This is a genomic window from Actinoplanes lobatus (genome assembly GCF_014205215.1).
Taxonomy (GTDB): domain Bacteria; phylum Actinomycetota; class Actinomycetes; order Mycobacteriales; family Micromonosporaceae; genus Actinoplanes; species Actinoplanes lobatus.
On the sequence record NZ_JACHNC010000001.1, the window covers coordinates 1,390,390 to 1,416,355 of the forward strand.

General features: G+C 72.2%; 24 protein-coding genes. 13 read left to right on the forward strand and 11 right to left on the reverse strand.

Translation table 11 applies throughout. The features are described from left to right. Positions 1 to 35: 35 nt before the first annotated feature. Genes BJ964_RS06030 through BJ964_RS06040 form a run of 3 tightly spaced genes read right to left on the reverse strand, consistent with a single transcriptional unit; the run spans position 36 to position 5,230 of the window. Positions 36 to 3,794, reverse strand: a complete 3,759-nt coding sequence (locus BJ964_RS06030) for an ATP-dependent helicase (RefSeq protein ID WP_188119750.1) — start codon at positions 3,792 to 3,794, stop codon at positions 36 to 38. 49 nt (positions 3,795 to 3,843) lie between these two features. Then, complete coding sequence (locus BJ964_RS06035; RefSeq protein ID WP_188119751.1) at positions 3,844 to 4,449, reverse strand: LOG family protein; 606 nt, start codon at positions 4,447 to 4,449, stop codon at positions 3,844 to 3,846. A 1-nt stretch (position 4,450) separates the two neighbouring features. Further along, entirely contained in the window at positions 4,451 to 5,230 is a 780-nt protein-coding gene (locus BJ964_RS06040) for an LOG family protein (protein ID WP_188119752.1), read from the reverse strand. Positions 5,231 to 5,403: 173 nt separating this feature from the next. On the opposite strand from BJ964_RS06040, the gene BJ964_RS06045 reads away from it, so the two are divergent. Next, entirely contained in the window at positions 5,404 to 5,574 is a 171-nt protein-coding gene (locus BJ964_RS06045; RefSeq protein WP_183222737.1) for a hypothetical protein, read from the forward strand. Here the strand turns inward: BJ964_RS06045 and dapE are convergent. Next, positions 5,571 to 6,641: a succinyl-diaminopimelate desuccinylase gene (dapE, locus tag BJ964_RS06050; protein ID WP_188119753.1), complete on the reverse strand. Its 1,071-nt coding sequence runs from the start codon at positions 6,639 to 6,641 to the stop codon at positions 5,571 to 5,573. The genes BJ964_RS06045 and dapE overlap by 4 nt on opposite strands. A gap of 66 nt (positions 6,642 to 6,707) precedes the next feature. On the opposite strand from dapE, the gene dapD reads away from it, so the two are divergent. Beyond that, positions 6,708 to 7,655, forward strand: coding sequence for a 2,3,4,5-tetrahydropyridine-2,6-dicarboxylate N-succinyltransferase (gene dapD / locus BJ964_RS06055; RefSeq protein ID WP_188119754.1), 948 nt, complete (start codon positions 6,708 to 6,710; stop codon positions 7,653 to 7,655). Here the strand turns inward: dapD and BJ964_RS06060 are convergent. Then, the gene (locus BJ964_RS06060; protein WP_188119755.1) at positions 7,652 to 8,476 is read right to left on the reverse strand and encodes a LysR family transcriptional regulator ArgP; all 825 of its coding nucleotides are present in this window, start codon (positions 8,474 to 8,476) and stop codon (positions 7,652 to 7,654) included. The genes dapD and BJ964_RS06060 overlap by 4 nt on opposite strands. A gap of 71 nt (positions 8,477 to 8,547) precedes the next feature. On the opposite strand from BJ964_RS06060, the gene BJ964_RS06065 reads away from it, so the two are divergent. The 4 genes from BJ964_RS06065 (at position 8,548) to BJ964_RS06080 (ending at position 12,029) form a co-directional block, all read left to right on the forward strand. Next, entirely contained in the window at positions 8,548 to 9,147 is a 600-nt protein-coding gene (locus tag BJ964_RS06065; RefSeq protein WP_188119756.1) for a LysE/ArgO family amino acid transporter, read from the forward strand. A 47-nt stretch (positions 9,148 to 9,194) separates the two neighbouring features. Then, positions 9,195 to 10,235, forward strand: coding sequence for a DNA polymerase III subunit beta family protein (locus BJ964_RS06070; protein WP_188126812.1), 1,041 nt, complete (start codon positions 9,195 to 9,197; stop codon positions 10,233 to 10,235). 94 nt (positions 10,236 to 10,329) lie between these two features. Continuing rightward, positions 10,330 to 11,079, forward strand: coding sequence for a class I SAM-dependent methyltransferase (locus BJ964_RS06075; RefSeq protein WP_229806587.1), 750 nt, complete (start codon positions 10,330 to 10,332; stop codon positions 11,077 to 11,079). A 353-nt stretch (positions 11,080 to 11,432) separates the two neighbouring features. Next, positions 11,433 to 12,029 carry a hypothetical protein gene (locus BJ964_RS06080; protein WP_188119757.1) on the forward strand — a complete coding sequence of 199 codons (597 nt, stop codon included), beginning with the start codon at positions 11,433 to 11,435 and terminating at the stop codon, positions 12,027 to 12,029. On the opposite strand, the gene BJ964_RS06085 is transcribed toward BJ964_RS06080, so the two are convergent. Genes BJ964_RS06085 through fdxA form a run of 3 tightly spaced genes read right to left on the reverse strand, consistent with a single transcriptional unit; the run spans position 12,026 to position 14,115 of the window. After that, the gene (locus tag BJ964_RS06085; protein ID WP_188119758.1) at positions 12,026 to 12,670 is read right to left on the reverse strand and encodes an SIMPL domain-containing protein; all 645 of its coding nucleotides are present in this window, start codon (positions 12,668 to 12,670) and stop codon (positions 12,026 to 12,028) included. The two genes, BJ964_RS06080 and BJ964_RS06085, sit on opposite strands and share 4 nt — an antisense overlap. Before the next feature lie 15 nt (positions 12,671 to 12,685). Beyond that, positions 12,686 to 13,792 (reverse strand): succinyldiaminopimelate transaminase, encoded by a 1,107-nt coding sequence (gene dapC, locus BJ964_RS06090; RefSeq protein WP_223149932.1) that lies wholly within the window; start codon positions 13,790 to 13,792, stop codon positions 12,686 to 12,688. Next, entirely contained in the window at positions 13,789 to 14,115 is a 327-nt protein-coding gene (gene fdxA, locus BJ964_RS47290; RefSeq protein WP_220142767.1) for a ferredoxin, read from the reverse strand. Before fdxA ends, dapC begins: the two co-directional genes overlap by 4 nt. An 82-nt stretch (positions 14,116 to 14,197) precedes the next feature. On the opposite strand from fdxA, the gene BJ964_RS06095 reads away from it, so the two are divergent. Further along, positions 14,198 to 15,157, forward strand: a complete 960-nt coding sequence (locus BJ964_RS06095; protein WP_188119760.1) for a GNAT family N-acetyltransferase — start codon at positions 14,198 to 14,200, stop codon at positions 15,155 to 15,157. Here the strand turns inward: BJ964_RS06095 and BJ964_RS06100 are convergent. Genes BJ964_RS06100 through mshB form a run of 3 tightly spaced genes read right to left on the reverse strand, consistent with a single transcriptional unit; the run spans position 15,154 to position 17,018 of the window. Beyond that, on the reverse strand, positions 15,154 to 15,645 hold the full coding sequence (locus BJ964_RS06100; RefSeq protein WP_307838018.1) for a hypothetical protein: 492 nt from the start codon (positions 15,643 to 15,645) through the stop codon (positions 15,154 to 15,156). The two genes, BJ964_RS06095 and BJ964_RS06100, sit on opposite strands and share 4 nt — an antisense overlap. Positions 15,646 to 15,693: 48 nt before the next feature. Continuing rightward, positions 15,694 to 16,146 carry a hypothetical protein gene (locus BJ964_RS06105; RefSeq protein WP_188119761.1) on the reverse strand — a complete coding sequence of 151 codons (453 nt, stop codon included), beginning with the start codon at positions 16,144 to 16,146 and terminating at the stop codon, positions 15,694 to 15,696. Then, positions 16,143 to 17,018 carry an N-acetyl-1-D-myo-inositol-2-amino-2-deoxy-alpha-D-glucopyranoside deacetylase gene (gene mshB, locus BJ964_RS06110; protein WP_188119762.1) on the reverse strand — a complete coding sequence of 292 codons (876 nt, stop codon included), beginning with the start codon at positions 17,016 to 17,018 and terminating at the stop codon, positions 16,143 to 16,145. The genes BJ964_RS06105 and mshB overlap by 4 nt, the downstream gene beginning before the upstream one ends. Before the next feature lie 94 nt (positions 17,019 to 17,112). On the opposite strand from mshB, the gene BJ964_RS06115 reads away from it, so the two are divergent. The 6 genes from BJ964_RS06115 to BJ964_RS06140 all read left to right on the forward strand — a co-directional run bounded on the left by BJ964_RS06115 (position 17,113) and on the right by BJ964_RS06140 (position 25,760). Beyond that, the gene (locus tag BJ964_RS06115) at positions 17,113 to 18,870 is read left to right on the forward strand and encodes an alpha/beta hydrolase family protein (protein WP_229806588.1); all 1,758 of its coding nucleotides are present in this window, start codon (positions 17,113 to 17,115) and stop codon (positions 18,868 to 18,870) included. Positions 18,871 to 18,902: 32 nt separating this feature from the next. Next, on the forward strand, positions 18,903 to 20,339 hold the full coding sequence (locus BJ964_RS06120; protein ID WP_188119764.1) for a TldD/PmbA family protein: 1,437 nt from the start codon (positions 18,903 to 18,905) through the stop codon (positions 20,337 to 20,339). After that, positions 20,336 to 21,769 (forward strand): TldD/PmbA family protein, encoded by a 1,434-nt coding sequence (locus BJ964_RS06125; RefSeq protein WP_188119765.1) that lies wholly within the window; start codon positions 20,336 to 20,338, stop codon positions 21,767 to 21,769. The genes BJ964_RS06120 and BJ964_RS06125 overlap by 4 nt, the downstream gene beginning before the upstream one ends. A 193-nt stretch (positions 21,770 to 21,962) precedes the next feature. Beyond that, positions 21,963 to 22,754 (forward strand): hypothetical protein, encoded by a 792-nt coding sequence (locus tag BJ964_RS06130; RefSeq protein WP_188119766.1) that lies wholly within the window; start codon positions 21,963 to 21,965, stop codon positions 22,752 to 22,754. Between the two features lie 67 nt (positions 22,755 to 22,821). After that, a complete protein-coding gene (locus BJ964_RS06135) occupies positions 22,822 to 24,717 on the forward strand; it encodes a fumarate reductase/succinate dehydrogenase flavoprotein subunit (RefSeq protein WP_188119767.1) in 1,896 nt (631 codons plus the stop codon). Continuing rightward, entirely contained in the window at positions 24,714 to 25,760 is a 1,047-nt protein-coding gene (locus BJ964_RS06140; RefSeq protein ID WP_188119768.1) for a succinate dehydrogenase/fumarate reductase iron-sulfur subunit, read from the forward strand. Before BJ964_RS06135 ends, BJ964_RS06140 begins: the two co-directional genes overlap by 4 nt. The last annotated feature ends 206 nt before the right edge of the window (positions 25,761 to 25,966 follow it).

Consider the following 25,966-nt stretch of genomic DNA (forward strand, 5'->3'; position numbering starts at 1 on the left):
ATCAGTTTCCGGTCGTCTCGAATCCAGCGTCACGGTCAGTGGTCCTCCGGGGTCGGCTCGACGACCTGGCGGCCCTTGCCGGAGATCGGGCAGCTGGTCCGGACCGGGCACACCCGGCAGCGGCTGTTCGCCACCGCGGAGAAGGTGGCGGCGGCCATCGTCTCGGCGGTGCGGCGGACCATCGCGTACGCCCACTGCGGGTCGGCGGCGTCGGTGATCGGCACCTGGAGCTGCTCGCGGGCGTCCTTACCGGGCCCCAGCTGCACCAGCGCCGCCCCGCCGCTGTCCGATCCGTAATCCGCGAAAGCCCCCGCCGCGATCGCCGCCTGATAGCCGCCGAGCTGCGGATTCTCGGCCACGTCAGCGGACGAGACGGCGGTGGTCTTCCCGGTCTTCAAGTCGATGACGACGAGCCGCCCCTCCTCGTCCACCTCGAGCCGGTCCACCCGGCCGGTCAACTGGATCGGCCGGCGCTCGTCCTCCAACCGGACCGTGAACTCGTGCTCGATCGCCAGCAGCCGCCGCGGGTTGACCGCCAGCCAGCGCAGCAGCTTGTCGACCATCGCCTGGGCACGCTCCTGCTCCGAACCGGCCAGCCACTGTGCGGCCAGCTCGATCGAGTCGAACCGGGCCGACACGTACTCGACCAGCTTCTCCCGGTCCGCGTTCGCGTCCTCGGCCAGCATCGCCGCGGCGTGCACCAGGTTGCCGATGCCCTGCGCGGGCCCGGCCGGGGCCGCGCCGCCGTGCCGCTCCAGCAGCCAGCGCAGGCTGCACCGCAGCGCGCTCTCCATCGACGACGGCGTCACCTTGACCGCCTCGCCCTCGTCGACGAGCGGCCGGCCGTCGGAGAGCGGCCGCAGACCCCACCACTCGTCCGGATGCGCCCCCGGCACCCCCGCCGCCGCCAGACGGGCCAGCTCGGCCGCCGCGGCGCGCCGCCGGCTGGGCGTCTCCGCACTGCCCACCACGACGGTACGAAGCTCGGCCACCAGCGAGGCCAGGGTCAGCGCCCGGGGCGGCCGCCCCATCGGGATCTCGACCTCGGCGTCGCCCTCCTCCGGCACCTCTCCGCCGGAGTCGCCGTGCCCCGCGCCCGCACCGCTCTCATCGCCGCCCGCCGGCTCGGTGTCCTTGCCGGCCTGGTCCCCCGCAGCAGGCCGTGCGGCACTTCTCCCCACCGTCCCAGTGGGGTCGCCGGGATCCGGCGACCCACCACGATCGGACGGGCCGGACGGGCCGGACGGGCCGGACGGGCCGGACGGGGGTTGGGGAGGGCCGGTGTCCCAGGGGCCGGGATCGGGTGGGGGATCGCCGCCGCCGAGGCGGCGGACCGGGGTGGCCAGCTCGGCGAGGAAGCGGCTCGGCTGTTCCTCCCCGATGGCACCGCCCACACTCGCCGACGAGACAGCGGTGACGACCAGGCGGCGGCGGGCCCTCGTGACCGCCACGTAGAAGAGCCGCCGCTCCTCGTCGAGCAGGGCCGACGTCTCGGCGATCACCGCGGCCGGGCCCGAGGCGGGGCGGCCGGCCAGCACGTCGACGAGGCGTTCCGAGCCGAGCAGGCTGCCGCGCAGGCGCAGGTCGGGCCAGATGCCCTCCTGCACCCCGGCGAGGATCACGACGTCCCATTCGAGGCCCTTCGCCGCGTGCGCGGTGAGAAGCCGGACGGCCTCGCCACGGTCGGCGCTCGGGGCGATCGAGTCGGCGGGCAGCTCCTGGCCGAGAACGTGGTCGAGGAAGACCGACACCCCCGCGCCGGGCAGCCGGTCCACGAACCGGGCGGCCGCGTCGAAGAGGACCACCATGGCGTCCAGGTCGCGGTCGGCGGCCTCGGAGCGCCACTGCCGGGCACGGCCGGAGTCACGCTGGTCGGGCATCGGGATGTTGCCGGTGCTCATCGCGAACCACCGGTCGTGCAGGCCGCTCTCCCGCCACACGGTCCAGAGCACCTGTTCGGCGGAGACGCCGGGGGTGGCGGCCTCCTCCCGGGCGACGGTGATCAGGCGGGCGATCATCTGTGCCGGGCGGGCCCAGCGCCGCTCGACCAGGTCCAGCCCGGCCGGGTCGCGGATCGCGTCGACCAGCAGCTCACCCGAGGGCCGCCGGTCACCGGCGGCCACGGCCAGCGCCCGCAACCCCTGGCGCAACCGGCGCTCGGCCAGCGGATCGGCCCCGCCGAGCGGCGAGTGCAGCAGAGCGACGGCCGCCTCCTCGTCGAGGGCCGCCGGATCCACCGCACAGCGCAGGAGCAGCAGGAACGGCGCCACCGCCGGTTGCAGGTGCAACGGCAGGTCCTCGGCGTGGATGACGGTCGGCACCCCGGCCGCGGCCAGCGCCCGCTGCACCGACGGCTGTTGCAGCATCGTGGATCGCATCAGCACCGCCATCCGCGACCACGGCACCCCGTGCAGCAGGTGAGCTTCCCGCAGCGCGTGCGCAATGTAGGCCGTCTCCGCGGCGGTGGACCGGAACGTCCGGACCACCGCCTCCGGTCGCGGCCCCCACTCCACTCCGCTCACCGCGGAGACCCCACCATCAACCGGCGACGACTCTCCGCGCCGCGCCGCCGAGGACTCCGCACCCGAAGGCTCCGCGGGCACGCCCAGCGTGGAACCGGACCTGGAGGCGGCCGTGGGCGCGGCAGGCGCCGCGGGCGTGGAGCCGGTGGCGGCGGGAGTGGGGTCGGCCGGGGCGGGTGGGTGCATGGGGCGGTGCCCGATCGGGCCGCGCATGCGGCGGGCGACCCGGCCGGTCGCGCTGAGCAGGGGTGGGGCGGCCCGGTAGTTGGTGTGCAGGACGACCGTCTCGGCCGGGGTGCCGGAGGCGGCACGGAAGGTGGCCGGGAAGGTGCCGACGACGCCGGGGTCGGCGCCCCGGAAGCCGTAGACGGACGAGTCGGGGTCGGCGAAGGCGACCAGCGGCTTGCCGCCGCCGGCGACCAGGTCGAGCAGCTCGATCTGGGCCGGGTCGGTCTCGGCCAGCTCGTCGACGTAGACGAACGCCAGGCGGCGGCGCTCGGCCTCGAGGAGGTCGGGCTCGTCGGAGAGGAGGCCGGCGGCGGCGCGGACCAGTTCGGCCGGATCGTACGCCGCCGATCCCCTGGTGGTGACGTCGCGCAGGGCGAGGACCGCCACATACTCCCGGAGGAAGCGGGCGGCGGCGGGCCAGTCGTCGCGGCCCAGGCGCTCGCCGAGGCGGGCCAGCTCGACCGGGCCGACGCCGCGCTCGGCGGCGCGCTGCATGAGGTCGCGCAGCTGCTGGGCGAAGGCACGGGTGGGCAGCGCCGGGCGGAGAGCCTCGGGCCAGCCGATGTCGCCGGTGGCCTCCGGATCGGCGACGGCGGCCAGCAGCTCCCGGATGATCAGGTCCTGTTCCGGGCCGGTGAGCAGGCGTGGGGACGGTTCGCCACGCTCGGCGGCGGCCCGGCGGAGCAGGCCGAACGCGTACGCATGGAAGGTCCTGACCAGCGGCTCGTGCACGATGCGGCCGGGCTGGTCGGCGATCCGTGCCTCGATGCGGTCGCGCAGCGCGGCCGCCGCGCGGCGGCCGAAGGTGAGCACCAGGATGCGCTCGGGGTCGGCGCCCTCGGCGATCCGGGCGGCGACCGACTCGACCAGCATCGACGTCTTGCCCGTGCCGGGGCCGCCGACGACCAGGAGCGGCCCGGCGGTGTGCTGGATGACGCCGCGCTGCACCGGGTCGGCGGGAAGGGCGGCCGCGACCGGGCGGGGACGCCGGACCAGACGGTAGGTGGACCGGCGCACCGGGGGAAGGGATACCGGCGTGCTCACGGCATCTATGAGAGCACGCCGGTACGACGTTATTCCGGAGCAGGAGGGGTCAGGCGCCTTCGGCGGGGCTGGCCGTCCCGGAGGCCGTGCCGGACGGCGCGTCACGCGGGCCGGCCAGCGCGTTCTCGATCAGGTCGACGGCCTCCGGCACGGTACGCGCGACGAGCAGCAGCTCCATGGCGGCCGGCCGGACGAACTTCTGGTCGACGAGCCCACCGAGCCAGCGGGTCAGCCCGTCGTAGAACCCGTCCGGGTCGAGCAGCACGATCGGCTTGCGGTGCACGTCGAGGGTGGCCGTGGTCCAGACCTCGAACAGCTCGTCGAGGGTGCCGAGCCCGCCGGGCAGCGTGATGAACGCGTCCGACCGGTCGATCATGAGGGTCTTGCGGGTGCCCATGTCCCCGGTGACGAGGAGCTCGTCGGAGTCGTGGTCGGCGACCTCCAGGTCGACGAGGCACTGCGCGATGATGCCGAGGGTGTGCCCGCCGGCGGCCCGGGCGCCGTCGCCGACGGTGCCCATCATGCCGACCGAGCCGCCGCCGGAGACGAGTGTGTGCCCGCGTTCGGCGAGGATCCGGCCGGTCTCGGTGGCGAGGTCGAGCCAGCGTTGTTCGAGGGCGGTGGAGGAGGCGCAGAAGACGCAGATGTTCGCCACGTCAGCAGGGCTCGTGCGTCTCGGCGAGGATCGCCTCGGAGTCGATGATGATCCGGACGGCTTCGGCGACGTCGTCGGTGAGCTGGATGAGATCGAGGTCCATGGTGGATATCTTGCCCTCGCCGAGCATCCGGTCCTTCACCCAGTCGAGAAGCCCGCCCCAGTAGTCGGTGCCCATCAGGATCACCGGGAACCGGGTGACCTTCTTCGTCTGGACCAGGGTGATCGCCTCGAACAGCTCGTCCAGGGTGCCGAAGCCGCCGGGCAGGACCACGAAGGCCTGCGCGTACTTGACGAACATGGTCTTGCGGACGAAGAAGTAGCGGAAGTCGATGCCGACGTCGACCGAGTCGTTGAGGCCCTGTTCGAAGGGCAGCTCGATGCCGAGCCCCACGGACATGCCGCCGGCTTCGGTGGCGCCCCGGTTGGCCGCCTCCATGACGCCCGGCCCACCGCCGGTGATGACCGCGTACCCCGCTTCGGCGAGCGCCGCGCCGAGGCTCTCGGCGAGCTCGCTCTCGTAGCTGCCGGGGGTGCTGCGGGCCGAGCCGAAGACGCTCACCGCGGGCGGCAGGTCGGCCAGGGTGTCGAAGCCCTCGACGAACTCGGAGAGGATCCGCAGCGCCCGCCAGGCGTCCTTGGTCTTCCACTCACCGCGGTGCGGGGAGTCGAGGAGTTTCTGGTCGGCCGTGCTCGGTGGGATGGAGTCGCGGCGCAGGGTGACGGCTCCGCGATGCCGTTCGGGGGCCGGTCGCGGTCGCCCGTTGGTGCTGTCCGTCATGCCACAAAGGTAGTGCGGACGGTCAGCACCCGGTGAATAACCGGGCGCGTTTCGGCAAGAGGATTGCGACCCGCAGACCTTTTTGCCAGATTGAAGCAACCGACAGTGACTCTGACGCGTCTGTACTGTTACCGACCTGGCATCACCGGGCTCCCGGCGAAGGAGCAGCCACCATGACGAACCGACACGAGCGCCTCAGGATGCAGCGCCGGATCCGCCTGGTGCTGGAGGAGCGGCGGGCGGCTTTCGCGGCGCGCGACGCGGAGCCGGCCGTCGACCCGGAGGCGACGATGGAGATCCCGCCACCGCAGCGTGCGGTGGGCCGGGTGACCGTGGAGTACTAACGGGCGAGCCACCGGTAGAGGGTGGCCGCCCCGTCACGGATCTTGCCGATCTCGACGTGCTCGTCCGGCGCGTGGGCCAGCGCCGGATCGCCGGGACCGTAGTTGAGGGCCGGGATGCCGAGGGCCGCGAACCGGGCCACGTCGGTCCAGCCCAGCTTGGCGGCGGGTTCGATGCCGACGGCGGCGAGGAATTCGCGGGCCGGGGCGGCGTCGAGCCCGGGCCGGGCGCCGGGCGCCGAGTCGGTGATCTCCAGCTCAAACCCGTCGAAGACCTCGCGCAGGTGCTCGTGGGCCTGCTTCTCCGAGCGGTCCGGGGCGAACCGCAGGTTGACCTCGACACCGCACTCGTCCGGTACGACGTTGCCGGCCACACCCCCGAAGATCCGCACCGCGTTGAGGCCCTCCCGGTAGGTGCAGCCGTCGATGGTCACGGCCCGCGGGTGGTACGCCTCCAGCCGCCGCAGCACCTCACCGGCCGCGTGGATGGCGTTGACCCCGCGCCAGGCCCGGGCGGTGTGCGCGCGCCGGCCCCGCAGGCTGACCTGCGCCGAGACCGTGCCCTGGCACCCGGCCTCCACCGTCCCGTACGTCGGTTCGAGCAGCACCGCGAGGTCGGCCTGGAGCCATTTGGGGTGCGCTCGGGCGACCAGGTTGAGCCCGTTGTACTCGGACTCGATCTCCTCGGACTCGTAGAACAGGTAGGTGACGTCGTACCGGGGATCGGGCAGGGTGACGGCGAGGTGGAGGGCGAGGGCGACGCCGCCCTTCATGTCCGAGGTGCCGCAGCCGTAGATCAGGTCGTCGACGACGGTGGACGGCAGGTTGTCGTCGACCGGCACGGTGTCGAGGTGCCCGGCGAGGATGACCCGCTGGTCGCGGCCCAGCTTGGTCCGGGCCATCACGGTGTTGCCCACCCGGCGCACGGACAGGTGCCCGGCCTTGCGGAGGGCGTCCTCCACGCAGTCGGCGATCACCTTCTCGTCGCGGGACACCGACTCGACGTCGACCAGTGCACGGGTCAGCACCACCGGGTCGACCAGCACGTCCGGGGTGAGCGGGTTGGCCATGTGCGCACCATACCGGGGTGGCGCGAGGCTCCTGGTGGCTCATGTAGGTCCGGTAGGGTTTCGCTCGTGGAAACCCCGATCTCGACTTCGCCCGCCTGGGGCATCGGCCTCGCCACCGTCACCGCCGAGGGACAGGTTCTGGACACCTGGTTCCCGGCCGGGCACCTGGGTCTCGGCGAGGAGCCGGCCGACGTTCCGAAGCTGCCGGCCGGGCTGACCGGCCCGAAGCTGCTGCCCGGACTGAGCACCGTCGAGGTGCGGGTGGCGGTCAAGTCGCTGGCCGACCCGATCGCCGACGCCTCCGACGCGTACCTGCGACTGCACCTGCTGTCGCACCGGCTGGTCCGGCCCAACGAGCTGAACCTGGACGGCATCTTCGGCAAGCTGGCCAACGTCGCCTGGACCTCGGCCGGCCCGTGCCCGCCGGAGCGGGTGGACGAGCTGCGTTTCCTGGAGCGCGCCGCCGGCCGTCAGCTGACCGTCTTCGGGGTGGACAAGTTCCCGCGGATGACCGACTACGTGGTGCCCTCGGGTGTCCGGATCGCCGACTCCGACCGGGTGCGCCTCGGCGCCCACCTGGCCTCCGGGACGACGATCATGCAGGAGGGTTTCGTCAACTTCAACGCGGGCACGCTCGGGACCTCGATGGTCGAGGGCCGGATCGTGCAGGGCGTGGTGGTCGGCGACGGCTCGGACATCGGCGGCGGTTCGTCGATCATGGGCACGCTCTCCGGTGGCGGCAAGGAGAAGGTGCGGATCGGCGAGCGCAGCCTGCTGGGCGCGAACGCGGGTGTCGGCATCTCGCTCGGTGACGACTGCGTGGTGGAGGCGGGTGTCTACATCACCGCCGCTTCCAAGATCTCGCTGCCCGACGGTCGCGTGGTGAAGGCCATCGAGCTGTCCGGTGTGAACAATCTCCTGTTCTGGCGCAACTCGGTCTCCGGCGCCCTGGAGGCCCGGCCCCGCAAGGGCACCGGCATCGAGCTGAACTCGGCTCTGCACGCCAACGACTAATCGCTGATCAGTGCTTGGGCGGCCGCCGTGTGAACGGCGGCCGTCAGTGTGTCCAGGGCTTTCGAGGAGAGCCGCCAGCACTGCCAGTAGAGCGGGACGTCCAGGTGCCGGCCGGGCCGGACCTCGACCAGGCGGCCCGCGTCGAGGTGCGCCCGTGCCTCCTGCTCGTAGAGCATCCCCCAGCCCAGGCCGAGCAGCAGGGCCTGGTTGAAGCTCGCGGTGGCCGGGATGTAGTGGACCGGTGGGTCGTACCGGGCGGTCAGGAAGCGGTGCTGGCTCCGGTCCTTGCGGTTGAAGGCGAGCAGTGGCGTCCGGTTCAGGTCGGTGGTGTCCAGGCCGGGCGCGGCCACCGCGAGGTACCGCATGATGCCCAGCCTTTCCACCCGGCAGCCCTGGACCGGCTGGTGGTCGGCGGTCACGGCGGCCATCGCGGTGCCGCTGCGCAGCAGGTCGGCGGTGTGCTCCTGGTCGTCGGTGTGCAGTTCGAAGAGCACACCGGGCACCTGTTGGAGCACCGGGAGGAACCAGCTGTCCAGCGAGTCGGCGTTGACCACCACGGAGAGCCGGGTGTCGTCGTGGGCCTGGTCCAGCGCCTCGCGTTCGAGCAGCGCCACCTGGCCGGCGAACCGGACCAGCGCCGCGCCCGCGGTGGTCGCCGTGCACGGTTTGGCGCGGCGCACCAGCACCTGGCCGACGGCCTGCTCCAACGCCTTTATCCGCTGACTGACCGCGGACGGCGTGACGTGCAGCACTCGTGCCGCCGCCTCGAAACTGCCCTGTTCGACCACCGCCAGGAAGGTCGCCAACTGCACCTGATCCACGTCAGGAAGGCTAATCCATCCTCAAAATGATTAGCTGGAGACAGGCGTGGGTGGTGACTTAGCGTCGATACATGCTCGCCTCCGCTCTCGCCGGTTTTGTCGCTTCCGCGGTGCTGATCATCGCGATCGGGGCCCAGAACGCGTTCGTCCTGCGTCAAGGGCTGCGCCGGGAACACGTACTCCCGGTGGTCTTGACCTGCGCCCTCTCCGACCTCGCGCTGATCTCCGCGGGTATCGCCGGGCTCGGCGCGGTCCTGACCGCGCGTCCCGAGCTGATCTCGGCGATCCGCTGGGCCGGCGCCGCGTTCCTGCTCGGCTACGCGGTGCTCGCCGCGCGCCGCGCGATGCGCCCGGAGGTCCTCGATCCGGCCGGGAAGGCGCCGGCCACGCTGCGCGCCACCCTGCTCACCTGCCTCGCCCTGACCTATCTCAACCCGCACGTCTACCTGGACACCGTGCTGCTGCTCGGGTCGGTGGCGCAGCAGCATCCGCACCGGTGGCTGTTCGGCCTGGGCGCGGCCGCCGCCAGCCTGACCTGGTTCGTCGGCCTCGGCCTGGGCGCGCGCCGGCTGGCCCCGGTCCTCGGCCGGCCCGCCTCGTGGCGGGTGCTCGACGGCTCGATCGCGCTGGTCATGGCCACTCTCGGCATCACCCTGATCGTGCAAGCTTGACTCTCCACCAGGTGGAGACACCAGGGTTCAGTGATGTGGAGAGCGACATGCGAGGCATCGGCGAGGCGGCCCGGGCGAGCGGGCTCAGCGTCAGCGCGCTGCGGTTCTACGACGGCGCGGGCGTGCTGGTCCCGGCCGCCGTGGACCCGGTCACCGGCTATCGCCGGTACACCGCGGAGCAGATCAGGGCCGCCCGGCTCATCGCCGGCCTGCGGCGGGTGGGCATGCCCGTCGCCGAGATCGCGAATGCGGTGCGAGACCTCGACGACCCCGCTTCGGTACGGGTGAGGCTGGACGATCACCTGGCCCGCCTGGAAGCCGGTCTCGCCGATGCCAGACGTGAGCTCCTCCGCCTGCACACCCTGCTCGATCTGGAGGAGAACCTGATGACCCGCATCACCCTGTCCGCCGCCGACCTGTCCGCGGCACTCGACGCCGTACTGTTCGCCGCGGTGGGCGCCACCGACCCGATGCCGGCCGGCGTGCTCGCCGAGACCGGCGCCGGCGACGTCACACTGGTCGCCACCGACCGCTACCGGATCGCCGTGGCCACCACCCCCGCCACCGTGGAGGGCTCGGCCGCCCGGCTGTTCCTCCCCCTCGACCTGGCCCGGGACCTGCGCGGCCTCGGCGGCGGTGAGGTCACACTGGACCTGACCGCCGACCGGGTGACCGCGCGCGCCGGCGACCGGACCGTCGAGGGCAAGCCGCTCGACCTGGAGTTCCCGGACTGGCGGCGGCTGATCGCGGCCGGCCCGGAGATGCGCCGGGTCACCGTCGACGTGGCCGAGCTGCGCGGCCTGCTCGACGGCGCCCCGGTGATCGACCGCGAGCACGAGGGCCGGGCGTACCCGGTCTCCGTCCTCACCGTCGACCCGGCCGGCGGCGTGCGGTTCGCCGGCGCCGACGAGTGGGCCGCCGACACCGGGGCGCACGTCGCGGTCAACCGGGAGTTCCTGCTCGAGGCGCTGGACGCGGGCGGGGCCGGGCAACTGGTGCTGGAGCTGGACGGTCCGGTCCGTCCGCTGGCGCTCCGGGGGCGGAGCAGCGAATCCCGATTCTCGCTCCTCATGCCGGTCCGCCACTGAGTCTGGTAACCGTTCAGCCACAGTCCGGCACCGGTCCTGGAAAGGCCGTGGGATCGAGTCGCTGTTCAACAGGGTCTGCGGCTACTTTCTGTCCGTGCGCAGCAACCGGCAGGAGGAAGAGCTCAACGCCGCGACCACCGGCGCCTCCATGACCGGGTGGGAGTTCGCCTGGCTGGACGGCCTGGCCGTGGCGTCGGAGCCGTCCTGGTCGTACCTCGAACTGGTCCGGCCGCTGATGCGCCGCGCCACCAGCGTCCTCGACCTCGACACCGGCGGCGGTGAGCTGCTCGCCGAGCTGGCCCCGCTGCCGCCGCACACCGTCGCGGTGGAGACGTGGGCGCGCAACACTCCGGCCGCCCGCGAGCGGCTCACCCCGTTCGGGGTCGAGGTGCAGACCGAGCTGCCGTCCGAGGAGAACGAGTTCGACCTGGTGCTGAGCCGGCACGGGCGGCTGCCCGTGGCCGACATCGCCCGGCTGCTCAAGCCCGGCGGCGTGCTGCTCACCCAGCAGGTGGGCAGCGCCGACCTGGCCGATCTCAACATCGCCCTCGGCGCCCCGCCCCCGCATCCGCGGCGGTGGGACGCCGAGGTGGCGGTGGCCGCGCTCCAGTCGGCCGGGCTGCGGGTCACCGAGGTGCGGGAGGAGCATCCGCTCCTCACCTTCCGGGACATCGTCGCGGTGGTCCATCATCTGCGCACGGTGCCCTGGCAGATCCGCGACTTCACCCCACATCGGTACGAGCGGGAGCTCGCGCGGTTGTCGGCGCTCATCCGGACCCGGGGCGAATTCGTGGTGCGGGCGCACCGGTTCCTGGTCCGGGCCGAGCGTCCGGCAGAGGCATAGTTCGCAAGTCTCATTCGGGTTCCGGATCGGGAAATCCCTTTCCGGAGAGTGAGTGGTTCCGGCCCGAAACTTCACGTTTCAAGCTTCCATCCATCAACCGGCCGGCGCCGGGGTCGCGGGGGCAGTGGCGCGGCCCGATTCCCTCACCCCGCAGGGGTAAACCGGATGGGCAGACCTGTCCGATTTATGCGCCAGAACGGCGGACGGAAAACCGATCACATCGGACATCTCTATCGGGGAACGTTGTATGAGCGCCGAACCCGGCATCATTCCCACCGGCCTTCGAGGAGGACGAGCCGCATGTCCGACCTGAGCGATCCCCGCGCGGCGGCCGCCACCACCGAGGTTGTTTCGTGAATCGGCGCGACGTCCTGCCCGGTTTTCCCGAGGGTGCCCACCTGGAACTCGACCCGGCCGATCATGAGGAACCCACCTGGGAGGTGCGACAGCCGGGGCCACGGCGCCGGTTCGATCGGCGGGCCCGCACCATCCTCAGCGCCGCGGCGGTCGCCGCGGTGCTCGCCAACGCCGGAGCGGCCTGGGCGTACTGGCGGTTCAGGGGGCCGGAGACCGAACCGCTGCCGCCGGCCGCGACCAGTGTGGAGATAGCGCTGACCGGATCCTCGGACAACAGCCGGCCGCTGCTGCCGGGCGAGACCGGGGATCTGACCGTCACGGTGACGAATCAGTACCCGGTTCCGGTGCACATCACGTCGATCACGGCCGGGGCGGGCCATGTGATGGTCGACTACGCGCACCGGAAGGCGGGCTGCGTCGATCCGCCGGTGGAGATCACCCGGCAGAGTTTCGCGGTGTCGTGGGAGGTGCCGCGGAACACGATCGGGGCGTTCCCGGTGAACGGGGCGCTGGCCATGCGGGCGGACGCTCCGGCGGCCTGTCGTGGGGCCACCTTCACCGTTCCGGTGCGCGCGCAGGCCGTACGCCCCTAGGGAGATGGCAGGGTCGGCTCGGTGATGGTGACCCGCAGCAGCACCCGCGCCTCGACGGTCTGCTGCTCGGGCGACAGATCGAAGCCGCCGGTGTCCTCGGCGGCGCCGCCGGCGAAGGCGGCGCGCATCATCGGGTGCCCGCCGGCCGTGTCGGCGTCGGCGATCTCGACGATCCGGTCCAGTTCGGAGCCGACCGCCGCGGCGTACTCCCGGGCGCGGGTCAGTGCGTCGGTGACCGCCTCCCGGCGCACGTCGGCGCCGGCCCGGCTGCCCGGCCGCAGCTGCCACCAGGGGCCGGAGATGGAGATCAGCTCCTCGCCGGCGAGCTGGTAGAGCAGCTCGCCGAGGGGCTCGAAGTCGGTGACGGTCACGGTCGTGGCGATCGATCCCTGGTACGCCTCGGCGCGCCGGCCGCGCCGGTTGTACTCCGGGTGCATGTGCAGGCCGGTGGTCTCCCGGCGTTCGACGGCCTGGGCGTACCGGTCGAGGAGGGTCGACATCTCGGTCGCCCGCTGGTTGATGCGGGCGACCAGGGCGGCCTTGTCCCGGTCCACCGCGGAGACCGTCACGGTGAAGACGGCCTGCTCCGGCGGGACCTCACGGCGCGCCTCGCCGTGGACGGTGACGATCGTCTTCTCCACGGCGGGGCGCCCCTCTCAGTCGGTGAACGGCTCCGCGAGGCGGTCGGCCGCGGCCGCCACCCGCTCGTCGGTCGCGGTCATGGCGATCCGCACGTGGCGTGCGGCCGCCGGACCGTAGAAGGCGCCGGGCGCGGCGAGGATGCCGCGCCGGGCGAGCCGGTCCACGGTCGCCCAGCAGTCCTCGTCGCGGGTCGCCCACAGGTAGAGGCCCGCCTCCGAGTGGCTGATCTCGAAGCCGGCCTTGGTGAGGGCGGTCCGCAGGGTGTCGCGGCGGGCCGCGTAGCGGGCACGCTGGTCGGCGAGGTGCGTCTCGTCGGTCAGCGCCGCGATCATGGCCGCCTGCACCGGCGCCGGGACGATCATGCCGGCGTGCTTGCGCACCGCGAGCAGCTCGGCGACCAGCGCCGGGTCGCCGCCGACGAACCCGGCGCGGTAGCCGGCCAGGTTGGAGCGCTTGGAGAGCGAGTGCACGGCCAGCACGCCGGTGTGGTCGCCGCCGGTCACCTCGTCGGCGAGCACCGAGACCGGGGTGGTCTCCCAGCCCAGCGACAGGTAGCACTCGTCGCTGACCACGGTGACCCCGCGCTCGCGCGCCCAGTCGACCACCTTGCGCAGGTGCTCGACGGGGAGCACCCGGCCGGTCGGGTTGGACGGCGAGTTGATCCAGATCAGCTTGACCCGGCGGTCCGGGCCGACCGCGGTGAGCGAGTCGGACCGGATCACCTCGGCGCCGGCCAGCCGGGCGCCCACCTCGTACGTCGGGTAGCAGACCGAGGGGATGACCACCACGTCGCCGGGGCGGACCCCGAGCAGGGTGGGCAGCCAGGCGACCAGCTCCTTGGAGCCGATCGTGGGCAGCACACCCGGCTCACCGGTCGTGCCGCACGCACGGGCCAGCCAGCCCGCGATGGCGGCGCGCAACGCCGGCGTGCCCGCGGTCAGCGGGTAGCCGGGCGAGTCCGAGGCGGCGGACAGCGCCTCCTGGACGGCCGGCGGGACCGGGTCGACGGGGGTGCCGACCGACAGGTCCACGATGCCGTCCGGGTGGGCGGCCGCGAGGGTCTTTGCCGGCTCCAGAAGGTCCCAGGGGAAGTCCGGCAGAGCCGACGAGAGGGCGCTCAGTGTGCGTCCCCGCGCGGCGGCTGGGCGGCCACGAACGTCGCGTCCTTCTCGATCTTGCCGACCTTGGAGGCGCCACCGGGCGAACCGAGATCCTCGAAGAACTCGTAGTTCGCGTTCGTGTAGTCCTTCCACTGCTCCGGGACGTCGTCCTCGTAGAAGATCGCCTCGACCGGGCAGACCGGCTCGCAGGCCCCGCAGTCGACGCACTCATCGGGGTGGATGTAGAGCATCCGGTTGCCCTCGTAGATGCAGTCGACCGGGCACTCCTCGATGCATGCCTTGTCGAGAACATCGAGGCAGGGCTCAGCGATGATGTAGGTCACTGGTCTTTCCCTTCAAAGCCACGCCGCGGAACCGCCGACGACAAATTGCAGAGCCTAGTATTCCTGCCGAAGGGGGTAATGCGTGCTCCGACAGCAGGATGTGGGACACCGGGTGGTGGTACGGCGAATTGTAGGCGTAACCGGGGACCGCACGCTCTTCACGGATGCGCTCGGTGAACTCGTCGACCTCACCGAGACCGATCTCACACTGGCGACGGCCAAGGGCACGCTCCGGGTGCCGCTGCGCGAGGTGCACCGGGCCAAGCGGGTGCCACCGGCGCGCCGTCCGCACGCGGCCGCGGTGATCGCCCTGGAGACGGCCGCCGACGAGGCGTGGCCCGCTCCGGTCCGGTCCCGGCTGGGCGGCTGGATCCTGCGCGCCGCGGACAACTGGACCGGCCGGGCCAACTCGGCGCTCCCGGTCGGCGACCCGGACCGCCCGCTGGAGGCGGCCATCGACGCGGTGGTGAAGTGGTACCACGACCACGGTCAGCAGCCCCTGATCAACGCGCCGATGCCGCTCGCCGCGCCGGTGAACTCGGCGCTCGACGAGCGCGGCTGGACGAGCCGGCCGCTGACCCTGGTGCAGACCGCGCCGCTGGCGCCGCTGCTCGCCACGCCGGCCGCCGCCGGGCTGCCGCCGGTGGAGCTGGCCGACGCGGCCGGTGACGACTGGTACGCGATGGTCGCGGAGCACAAGGGCACTCTGCCGGCGGCCGCGATCCGCGTTCTGAACGGCGTACCGGAAAGGGTCTTCGCTCAGATCCGCGACGCGGAGGGTGACCTGGTCGCGGTGGCCCGGGGTGCGGTGACCGGCCCGGATCGCTGGCTCGGCGTGTCACTGGTGCAGACCGCGCCGGCCGCCCGCCGGCAGGGCCTGGGGCGGCACGTGATGCGCGGGCTGGCGCAGTGGGCCGCGCAGCGTGGCGCGACCCGCGCGTATCTCCAGGTGGAGGAGCGGAACACGGCGGCCGTGGCGCTCTACGGGCGGCTCGGGTTCAGCACCCACCACACCTATCTGACCCGGGAAGCGCCGGACTAGCGGCCGACGACCCGGCGGGGGCGGCTCTTGCGGGCCTCGGTGAAGGCCTTCAGCGCCCGGGAGCGGTAGTCGCGGCCCAGCATGACGGCGGTCCAGTAGCCGAGCAGTGTCCCGGCGATGGCACAGGCGCCGTAGATCCAGATCTGGGCGAAGAAGTCGCCGGCGCCGTCGGCGAACGGGCCGTGGCCGCTCAGGAACGGTCCCACCAGAACGGTCAGGAGCATGCCGCCGAGCGCCCCGAAGGCCACGTCGGGCAGCCAGCCGGACGGCTTCTCCCGCTGCGAGCGGACGAAGGTGAGAACCGCGAGGGCCAGCGCGATCACGATGAACATGACGATCGTGGCCGTGCCCTGGGCGGAGTCGTCGCCGTCGAACGCGAAGCGGATCACCAGCCGGGCCACCGCGTTGATCGCGAACAGGCCGAGCGCCAGCGCCGTGATCCTGAACCAGCGCTGCTGCCTCATCTCGTCCTCCATGGGGAATCGCACCGTGTGAATGTTCCGCCGGACATCTTCGCGGATGGCACCCGGTGATTCCTAGAGGGTGCCTGAGAGTCCGCTGTCAGTCGCCGCCGGAACGGGCGGCGGTTTCAGGATCAATCGGTACGAGAACATGGCGAACGTCAGGCTGCCGGCCACCATCGTCACGAGGAACACCCAGTTCGCCCCGCCGACCAGGTAGTCGCCGCCGTCCGTGCGGACGCCCGAGGCGGCCAGCATGACCAGCGTCCACAGGGCCCAGGGAAGGCCCACCGCCCAGCGGCCGACCGTGGTGAGGGCGAACCAGGCGAGCGCCAGGTTGGCCCCGACCGCCAGCGGGACGGCCAACGGCAGTGCGAAGCCGCTCCCCTCGTACGGAGAGTCGCCGGCCAGCAGCGAGCCGACCGCACCCACCCGCAGGGCGCTGAGCTGTATCTCGAGGAACGCGGTGACCAGCGTGGCGACGAGCACCACGGTGATGCCGGCGGCCCGGGTCGCGGTGGAGATCATCTGTCGCCCGTGTCGATGCCGGCGAACAGGTCGCCCTCCCAGCCGTGCGGGCCGGAGCCGGGGCCGCGCTCGCCCTTGACCAGCGTGTAGTACTCCACGCCCATGAACTCGCCGCCGAAGTCGCCGGCGATCCCGTACAGCCAGGAGTTGTCCGGGATCTGGGTGGCGTGGGCGCGCATCGCCGCGGTCTTCTTGGCGTAGTGGTCGGTGCCGTCGATGCGGGCCGCGATCTCCGCGTCCGGCGTGCCGAACGGCAGGTCCTCGGGCTTCTCCACCTCGGCGAACGGGTTGCTGTCCGCGCCGCGGAACGCCTCCATGCCGTCGACCAGCACGCTCAGCGGCATGGCGGTCCAGTAGATCTTCTCCGGGCCGTCCGGGCCCGCCAGCTCGGCGGCGCGCATCGCGACCCGGTGGGCCTGGATGTGGTCCGGGTGGCCGTAGAAGCCGTTCTCGTCGTAGGTGATCATGACCTGCGGGCGGATCTCCCGCATGATCTCGACCAGGTGGGCGGCCGCCTCGTCCAGGTCGGCGCCCCAGAACGCCCGGGGGTGCTGGTTCGTCGGCAGGCCCATCATCCCGGAGTCCCGGTACCGCCCCGGACCGCCCAGGATCCGGTGGTCCGTGACGCCGAGCGCGGTACAGGCCCGCTCCCACTCGACCAGGCGATAACCGCCCAGCTGGTCCGCGTGCGCCGCGCCGAGCCGGGCCAGATCCGGCACGTGGATCTCGCCCTCCTCACCGAGGGTGCAGGTGACCAGGGTCACGTGGGCGCCGGCGGAGACGTAGTGCGCCATGGTCGCGCCGGTACCGATGACCTCGTCGTCAGGGTGGGCGTGCACCAGCAGCAGACGGCGGGCTGGAAGGTCAGTCACGGCGGATACTGTACGCGCGACCAGCGCCGAACTCGCTTCACCAGCCCGCGGTTTGCCCGGCGCGAGTCGCCCTTGATCGGCGATGCTGGGAAACGTGGAGTACCCGTACGCCGTGACCGTCGGTGCAGACGGCGCCCGAGTCGTGTTCCTCCGGTCCGCCGAGTTGTGGCTGCTGGACGTGGCCTCCGGTACGGAACGCCGGGTCACCGCGGGGCCGGTCGGCTCGTACGCGGCGGATCGCGACGCCCGTACCGCCGCGATCCTGCGTGACGGTGAGCTGTTCCGTGCCGACCTGATCGAGGGCACGGTCACCGCGGTGCCGACCGCCGGGCCCGCCCACCACGCCCGGCCCGACCCGCAGGGCCTGCGGATCGGGTACGTCACCGACCTCACCGGCGCGGCGTCGCTGCACGTCACCGGGCCGGAGGGGGACCGGCTGCTGGCCGGTGAGCCGGGCAACGCGTGGCGGGAGCACGGTGACACCATCGCCTGGGGTGTGCCCGGCCCGGCGTCGGCCGAGTTCGGGCGGGACCGGGGCTGGTGGTGGTCACCGGACGGGACCCAGATCCTGGCGGTGCGCAGCGCCCGTGCCGCCAGCCTGCACCTGCTCGACCTGGACTACGGGTGGGTGGACGTGCACTGGGACCGGGAGACGTACCCGTACCTGGCCCAGGTGCGCTGGTTCGGCGGCGGTCCGCTGATCACCGTGCTGCGCCGGACACAGCAGCACGGGCTGATCCTCTCGATCGACCCGCGTACCGGGGAGACCCAGGTGCACGCGGAGCTGGCCGACGCCCGCTGGGTGGAACCCATCCCGGGCACCCCGCGCCACCTGCCGGACGGCCGGGTGCTGGTCGGCGGCGAACTGGCCCACGACGGCTTCGACGCCCGCTGCCTGTTCGCCGACGGCAGCCTGCTCACCCCGCCCGGACTCTACGTACGGCGGGTCGCCGGGACGCTGCCGCACGACGGCGGGACGGCCGGGGCGCCGGACCTGATCGTCGAGGGCAGCCTCGGGGAGCCGTCGGTCCGGGAGGTGTTCCGGGTCCGCACGTCGCTGGGCAGCGGCGGGCCGGAGGTGAGCCGGCTGGCCGTGCTGGGCGGCGCGGACCGGGTCACCGTGGGCGGGGACGTGCTGGTCGTCGGGGCGCAGGTGTGGCGCGGGGACCGGCGGGTGGCGACGTTGCGCACGCCGGGGCCGCACGTGCCGTACCGCCCGGATCCGGCTCTGGAGCGGGTCACCGACCGGCGGTTGCCGGCCACCGTGCTGTATCCCACCGGCTTCGTCGCCGGGACCCGGCTTCCGGTCCTGGTCACCCTGGGCGAGGGGCCCGGGCACCAGCAGGTGGTCACGGACCGCGCGGCCTGGCAGGAGCGCCGGCGCTGGGCCGACTCCGGCTTCGCCGTCGTCAGCATCGATTCCCGGGGTACGCCGGGAGTGGCGCCCAGTTTCGAGAAGGCGGTGCACCGCCGGCTCGCCGAGGTGGTCCTCGCCGACCAGGCCGACGGCCTGCGCGCGCTGCACGGCAAGCACCCGGACCTGGACCTGAGCCGGGTCGCGGTGCGCGGGCACGGGCTGGGCGGCTGGCTGGCCGCGCTGGCCGTGCTGCGCCGCCCCGAGGTGTTCCACCGCGCGGTGGCCCGGGAGCCGGTCACCGACTGGGCCGACCTGCCGGTCCCGGTGGCCGAGCGCTACCTGGGCGACCGGGCCGACTCCGCCGACGTCTACGCCCAGCACGCCCTGAGCGGCGCCTCCCCGGACGTGCTGTTGGTCGGCGCGGAGCTGCCGGGCTTCCGGTCGGTCCCGGAGGCCGGTTTCGACGAGGAGCGCGCCTTCCTGCTGGACCACTGAAAGTGTCGCACCCGGCAAATAGGGTCGGGTTCATGAGCCACTTCGATGAGGCGGGTGCGGCGGTGCAGGCCGCACTCGACGCCGGTGCCCGGTATGCGGACGCACGCGTCATGGTGCGGCGGACCGAGGCCATGTCGGCACGTGACGGCGATGTGGAGGATCTGAGCTTCGACGAGAGCGCCGGCCTGGGCGTCCGTGCTCTGGTCGGGTCGAGCTGGGGCTTCTACGCCGTCCCGGATCTGTCCGGGCCCTCCGCCCGCGCGGCCGGCGAGCGCGCCGCGCGGATCGCCGCGGCCGGCGCCCTGGTCCGCGGTCCGGCCACCGAGCTGACGCCGGCTCAGCCGGTCACGGCGAGCTGGGCCGCCGACTGCGTGATCGACCCGCTCGGCGTCCCGCTGTCCGACAAGGGTGACCTGCTGGTCCGGGCCACCGCCGCGGCGCGGGCGGCGGGCGCCGACGTGGCCGAGGCCAACTACGCGATCTGGGACACCCGCAAGTGGTTCGCCTCCAGCGAGGGCCACCGCATCGACCAGCACATCCGGGAGTGCGGCGCGGGCGTCACGGCGATCGCGATCGGTGACGGCGAGGTGCAGCGGCGGTCCTGGCCGTCGCACCGCGGCCAGTTCGGCACCCGTGGGTGGGAGCTGGTCGAGGAACTCGACCTGGTCGGCAACGCGCCCCGGATGGCCGAGGAGGCGCGGGCGCTGCTGACCGCGCCGCTCTGCCCGTCCGGCGAGACCACCCTGGTGCTCGGCGGCGAGCAGCTGGCCCTCCAGATCCACGAGTCGGTGGGGCACGCCATCGAGCTGGACCGGATCCTCGGCTGGGAGGCCGCCTTCGCCGGCACCAGCTGGCTGGATCTGAGCCGGCTCGGCTCGCTGCGCTACGGCTCCGAGCTGATGAACATCACGATCGACCCCACCTTCCCCGGCGCGCTGGGCAGTTTCGGCTTCGACGACGAGGGCACCCCGGCCGCCAAGCGGCACGCGGTTCGCGACGGCGTCTGGGTGGGCGTGCTGGCCGGGCGGGACTCGGCGGCGGTCGCCGGGCTGGACTACGCGGGCAGCGTCCGCTCCGACGGCTGGTCCCGGCTGCCCATGGTGCGGATGACGAACGTCGGGCTGGAGCCCGGTCCGCACACCCTCGACGAGATCATCGCGGCCACCGGCGACGGCGTGTTCATGGACGTCAACCGCTCCTGGTCGATCGACGACCGCCGGCTGAACTTCCAGTTCGGGTGCGAGATCGGCTACGAGATCAAGAACGGGAGGCTGGGGCGGATGCTGCGCAATCCGACCTACACCGGGATCGGCCCCCGGTTCTGGCAGTCGATGGACATGCTCTCCGGCGAGACCGTCGCCTGGGGCACACCCAACTGCGGCAAGGGGCAACCCGGCCAGATCGGCCACACCGGGCATCCGGCGGCGCCGGCCCGGTTCACGAACGTGCGGGTGGGGGTGCGCGCATGAGCGAGACGGATCTCGCCGCCCGGGTCTTGGACCTGGTGCGGGAACTGGCCGGGGGAAGTTGCGAGGCCGAGGTCAACGTGCGGCGCGAGGCCGAGGCGCTGACCCGGTTCGCCAACTCGGCGATCCATCAGAACGTGGCCTCGGCCACCACCGGGGTCCGGCTGCGCCTGCACACCGACGGGCGGACAGCTGGCGGCTCCACCACCCTGACCAGCGACGACGGGCTGCGCACCCTGGTCGAGCGGACCCTCGCGGCGGCCCGGGTGAGCCCGGCCGACCGGTCCTGGCCGGGTCTCGCCCCGCCGGCCCCGCTGTGGCTGTCGCCCGGTCATCCCGGCTCGGACGAGTGGTCCGGGTACCCCTTCGGTTTCGATGAGGCGACCGCCCGGGCCGACCCGGCCGAGCGCGCCGGCCGGGTCCGCGACTTCGTCGACGCGGCCGGCGGCATGGAGACGGCCGGCTACTGCCGGACACTGTCCGTGTCGGCCGCTTTCGCCAACACCGCCGGGCAGGCCGTCGAAGGGCGGACAGCGGAGGCCGCGATGGACGGCATCGCCCGCGCGGACGGCGCGGACGGGGTGGCCCGGCTGGCCGCGGCCCGGCTCGCCGACCTGGACGGGGCGGTGCTCGGCGCCCGCGCCGCCGCCAAGGCCCGTGCCGCCCGCAACCCGGTCGAGCTGCCCCCCGGTGAGTACGAAGTGGTCCTCGAACCGGACGCGGTCTCCGACCTGCTGGAGAACCTCGCGGTCTTCGGCTTCGACGGCAAGGCGCACCACCAGCAGCAGAGCTTCGCCGAGCTGGGCAAGGAGCAGTTCGACCCATCGGTGACCATCGTGGACGAGCCGCTCGGCGGCCGCGAGGAGCAGGCCGCCGACCTGCCGTTCGACGACGAGGGCACGCCCCGGCGCACGCTGGTGCTGGTGCGCGACGGGGTGACCACGGCGGTGACCCATGACCGCACCTCGGCCGCGCGGGCGGGCGCCGAGTCGACCGGGCACGCGTCGCCGGCGTCCCGCTCGTGGGGGCCGCACGCCACGCACCTGCGCCTGGAGGCGGAGCCCCTTTCCGGTCACGGCCCGGCGGCCGGCGGCCCGGAGTTGATCGCCGATTCGGCCCGCCCGCTGGTCGCCCGGATGCGCCGGGGCCTGCTGGTGACCGATCTCTGGTACACGCGGGTCCTCGACCCGAAGACTCTCGTGATCACCGGGCTGACCCGTAACGGCGTCTGGCTCGTTGAGGACGGTGAGGTCACCGCGCCGGTGAGCAATCTTCGTTTCACCCAGTCCTACCCGCAGGCGCTGGCCCCGGGCCGGGTGCTGGGGATCGGCCCGTCGACGGTGCTGTTGCCGGAGCGGTGGGGCCGGTCCCGGTACGGCGCTCCCGCCCTGCACCTGGCGACGTGGAACGTGACGGGGAACGCCTCCGGATAGATCCATTAACTTATCGGTTCCGATCTCTGCGATCCGGGATGGTGTTTTTGTGACCCGCCCCGCACAAGATGTCGGACCTTGGGCGTAACGTGTGCCCCACATCACCGTCACGGCGCGACGGCGGAGTGGGGCACCACTGTGTCCGTCCACCGTCGCCCGCGACCCTGCACACGGCACTGTCCAGGGAGATGGAATGACGACGACGGCAACGCGGCCGGGCGGCGGCACGGAACGCGCGGCGATCTCCGCGCGCACCCTGCGCACCGACCGGTGGTGGCTTGCGCCGCTGGTGACCTTTATCGGACTCGGCGCGTGGGTCACCTACGCGACCGTCCGGGTTTTCATGCACAAGTGGTTCTGGGTGGAGGAGTTCCACTACCTCACACCTTTCTATTCACCGTGTCTGACCGACCGGTGCGGTGACGCGGCCCTGTTCGGCACCCCGCTGCCGAACTTCTTCCTCATCCCGGAGGCGGCGTTCACTCTGCCGTTCCTGCTGCTCTTCCGGTTGACCTGCTACTACTACCGGAAGGCCTACTACCGGGCGTTCTGGTTGTCGCCGCCGGCCTGCGCCGTGCCGGACGGGCACAAGAGCTACTCCGGCGAGACCCGGTTCCCGCTGATCTTCCAGAACGCGCACCGGTACGCGTTCTACGCCGCCGGGATCATCTCGGTGATCAACACATGGGACGCGATCCTGGCGCAGAGCACCGGGCTCGGGCTGGGCAACGTGATCCTCTGGGTCAACGTGATCATGCTGTGGGCGTACACATTGTCCTGCCACTCCTGCCGGCACATCGCCGGTGGCCGGCTCAAGCACTTCTCGAAGCATCCGGTGCGCTACCGCTTCTGGACCTTCGTCTCCAAGCTCAACACCCGGCACATGCAGCTGGCCTGGATCACGCTCGGCACCCTGGCGCTGACCGACTTCTACATCATGGGTCTCGCCGCCGAGTGGTTCTCCGACCTGCGCATCATCAACTGAAGGGCCCCCCAATGAGCGAGCTTGCGAGCGAATCGCCGCGCGGCCGGAGCGCGGCGGAGGCAAGGCGATGAGCACCAAGATCGAACGACACCTGTACGACGTCGTCGTGATCGGCGCCGGTGGGGCCGGACTCCGCGCGGCGATCGAGGCCCGGCTCGCCGGGAAACGCACCGCGATCATCTCGAAGTCGCTGTTCGGCAAGGCCCACACGGTGATGGCCGAGGGTGGCGCCGCCGCCGCGATGGGCAACGTCAACTCGAACGACAACTGGATGGTCCACTTCCGCGACACCATGCGCGGCGGCAAGTTCCTGAACAACTTCCGGATGGCCGAGCTGCACGCCAAGGAGGCCCCGGAGCGGATCTGGGAGCTGGAGACGTACGGCGCGCTCTTCGACCGTACGAAAGACGGAAAGATCTCCCAGCGGAACTTCGGCGGCCACGAGTACCCGCGCCTCGCCCACGTCGGCGACCGCACCGGCCTGGAACTGATCCGCACCCTGCAACAGAAGATCGTCTCGCTCCAGCAGGAGGACTTCGCCGAGACCGGCAGCTACGAGTCCCGGATCCGGGTCTTCCAGGAGACCACGATCACCGAGCTGATGCTGGACGGCGACCGGGTGGCCGGGGCGTTCGGCTACTACCGCGAGTCCGGCGAGTTCCTGCTCTTCGAGACTCCGGCCGTGGTGCTGGCCACCGGCGGGGTGGGCCGCAGCTACAAGGTCACGTCGAACTCCTGGGAGTACACGGGCGACGGCCACGCGCTGGCCCTGCGCTCCGGGGCGACGCTGATCAACATGGAGTTCCTCCAGTTCCACCCGACCGGCATGGTGTGGCCGCCCAGCGTGAAGGGCATCCTGGTCACCGAGTCGGTCCGGGGCGACGGCGGGGTGCTGCGCAACTCCGACGGCAAGCGGTTCATGTTCGACTACGTCCCCGACGTCTTCCGCAAGCAGTACGCGGAGACCGAGGAGGAGGGCGACCGCTGGTACACCGACCCCGACAACAACCGCCGCCCACCCGAGCTGCTGCCCCGCGACGAGGTGGCCCGGGCCATCAACAGCGAGGTCAAGGCGGGGCGCGGCAGTCCGGCCGGCGGCGTCTTCCTGGACGTGTCCACCCGGCTGCCGGCCGAGCAGATCATCAAGCGTCTCCCGTCGATGCACCACCAGTTCAAGGAGCTGGCCGACGTCGACATCACCAAGGAGCCGATGGAGGTCGGGCCGACCTGTCACTACGTGATGGGCGGGGTCGAGGTCGATCCGGACACCGGCGCGGCCTTCGGCACGGTTCAGGGGCTGTTCGCGGCCGGCGAGGTGTCCGGCGGCATGCACGGGTCCAACCGGCTGGGCGGCAACTCGCTCTCCGACCTGCTGGTCTTCGGCAAGCGGGCGGGTGAGCACGCTTCCGCCTATGTGGACACGCTCGGCGTACGCCCGAAGCCCGCGAAGATCGACGTGGCCGCCGCGGCCGAGGTGGCACTCGCCCCTCTGGCCCGCTCCGGCGGGGAGAACCCGTACACGTTGCAGCAGGACCTCCAGGCGGTGATGGGCGATCTGGTCGGCATCATCCGCCGTGCGGGCGAGCTGACCGACGCGCTCAAGCGCCTCCAGGAGCTGAAGGCCCGGGTGGCGAACGTGAGCGCCGACGGCGGCCGGCTCTACAACCCCGGCTGGCATCTGGCCCTCGACCTGCGCAACATGCTGGTCGTCTCGGAGTGCACGGCCAAGGCGGCGCTGGAGCGGGAGGAGTCGCGGGGCGGCCACACCCGCGAGGACTTCCCGGTGATGAGCCCGGAGTGGCGGCGCGTCAACCTGGTCTGCTCGCTCGACGAGGCCGGCGAGGTGCACCTGGAACGCAAACCGGTCCCGCGGATGCGGACCGAGCTGATCGACCTGTTCGACCGCAGTGAGCTGGCCAAATACATGACCGATGAGGAACTCGCCGAGGTGGAGGCAGAGTGAAACGCCACTTTCGTGTCTGGCGCGGCGACGCATCCGGCGGCGACCTGCGCGACTTCGACGTCGAGGTGAACGAGGGCGAGGTCGTCCTCGACATCATCCACCGGTTGCAGGCCACCCAGGCGCCCGACCTGGCCTGCCGGTGGAACTGCAAGGCCGGCAAGTGCGGCTCCTGCTCGATGGAGATCAACGGCATGCCGCGGCTCGGCTGCATGACCCGGATGTCGACGTTCACCGAGGACGAGACCATCACGATCACCCCGATCCGGACCTTCCCGGTGATCCGCGACCTGGTCACCGACGTCTCCTTCAACTACGAGAAGGCGCGGGAGACGCCCGCGTTCGCCCCGCCGCCCGGCGTCGCCCCCGGCGACTACCGGATGCAGCAGGTCGACGTGGAACGCAGCCAGGAGTTCCGGAAGTGCATCGAGTGCTTCCTCTGCCAGAACACCTGCCACGTGATCCGCGACCACGACGAGAACAAGCCGGCCTTCTCCGGCCCGCGCTTCTTCATCCGGGCCGCCGAGCTGGACATGCACCCGCTCGACGATCGTGCGGACCGCAAGGAGTACGCGCAGGCCAGCCAGGGTCTCGGCTACTGCAACATCACCAAGTGCTGCACCGAGGTCTGCCCCGAACACATCAAGATCACCGACAACGCGATCATCCCGATGAAGGAGCGCGTGGTCGACCGCCGCTACGACCCCCTGGTCTGGCTGGGCCGCAAGATCTTCCGCCGCGACGAGCTGGAGTCGGCGCCCGGCAATCCGTCGGCGCCCAATCCGCGGACCGCCAATCCCCAGACGGCCAATCCGCGGACGGCCAATCCACGGACGGTCAGTCCGCCGACGGTCAATCCGCCGATGTCCAGCGCCCGCCTCCCGCAGACGGCGCCGGTCGGCCCCGACGGCCACATGGACATCGCCGAACTTGTCGCCCCGCAGCAGGGCGGCCTCTCGCCCTTCGGCGAGGACGTCGAGTTCCCGCTCCCACCGGAGCAGATCTCCTACCATCACCCCGACCCGGACAAAACCCCCGACCATTGACCGGCGCGAGCGAGGCGGCGGGCTCCCCCTCGCCGTCTCGCTCCAACCCTTCTCCGGTACGCGTGACATCGCCCCGTCCCTTTGGGACCGTTCCGCCTGCTCGGCGCCGGCCGACTGCCCGCTCCGGGCCGTGCCGCGCCCGCCGGGCTTGAGCGGGTGGTCCCGCTGGCCGGCCTCGACCCCACTCCCCCTCCTGCCGCCGCTCC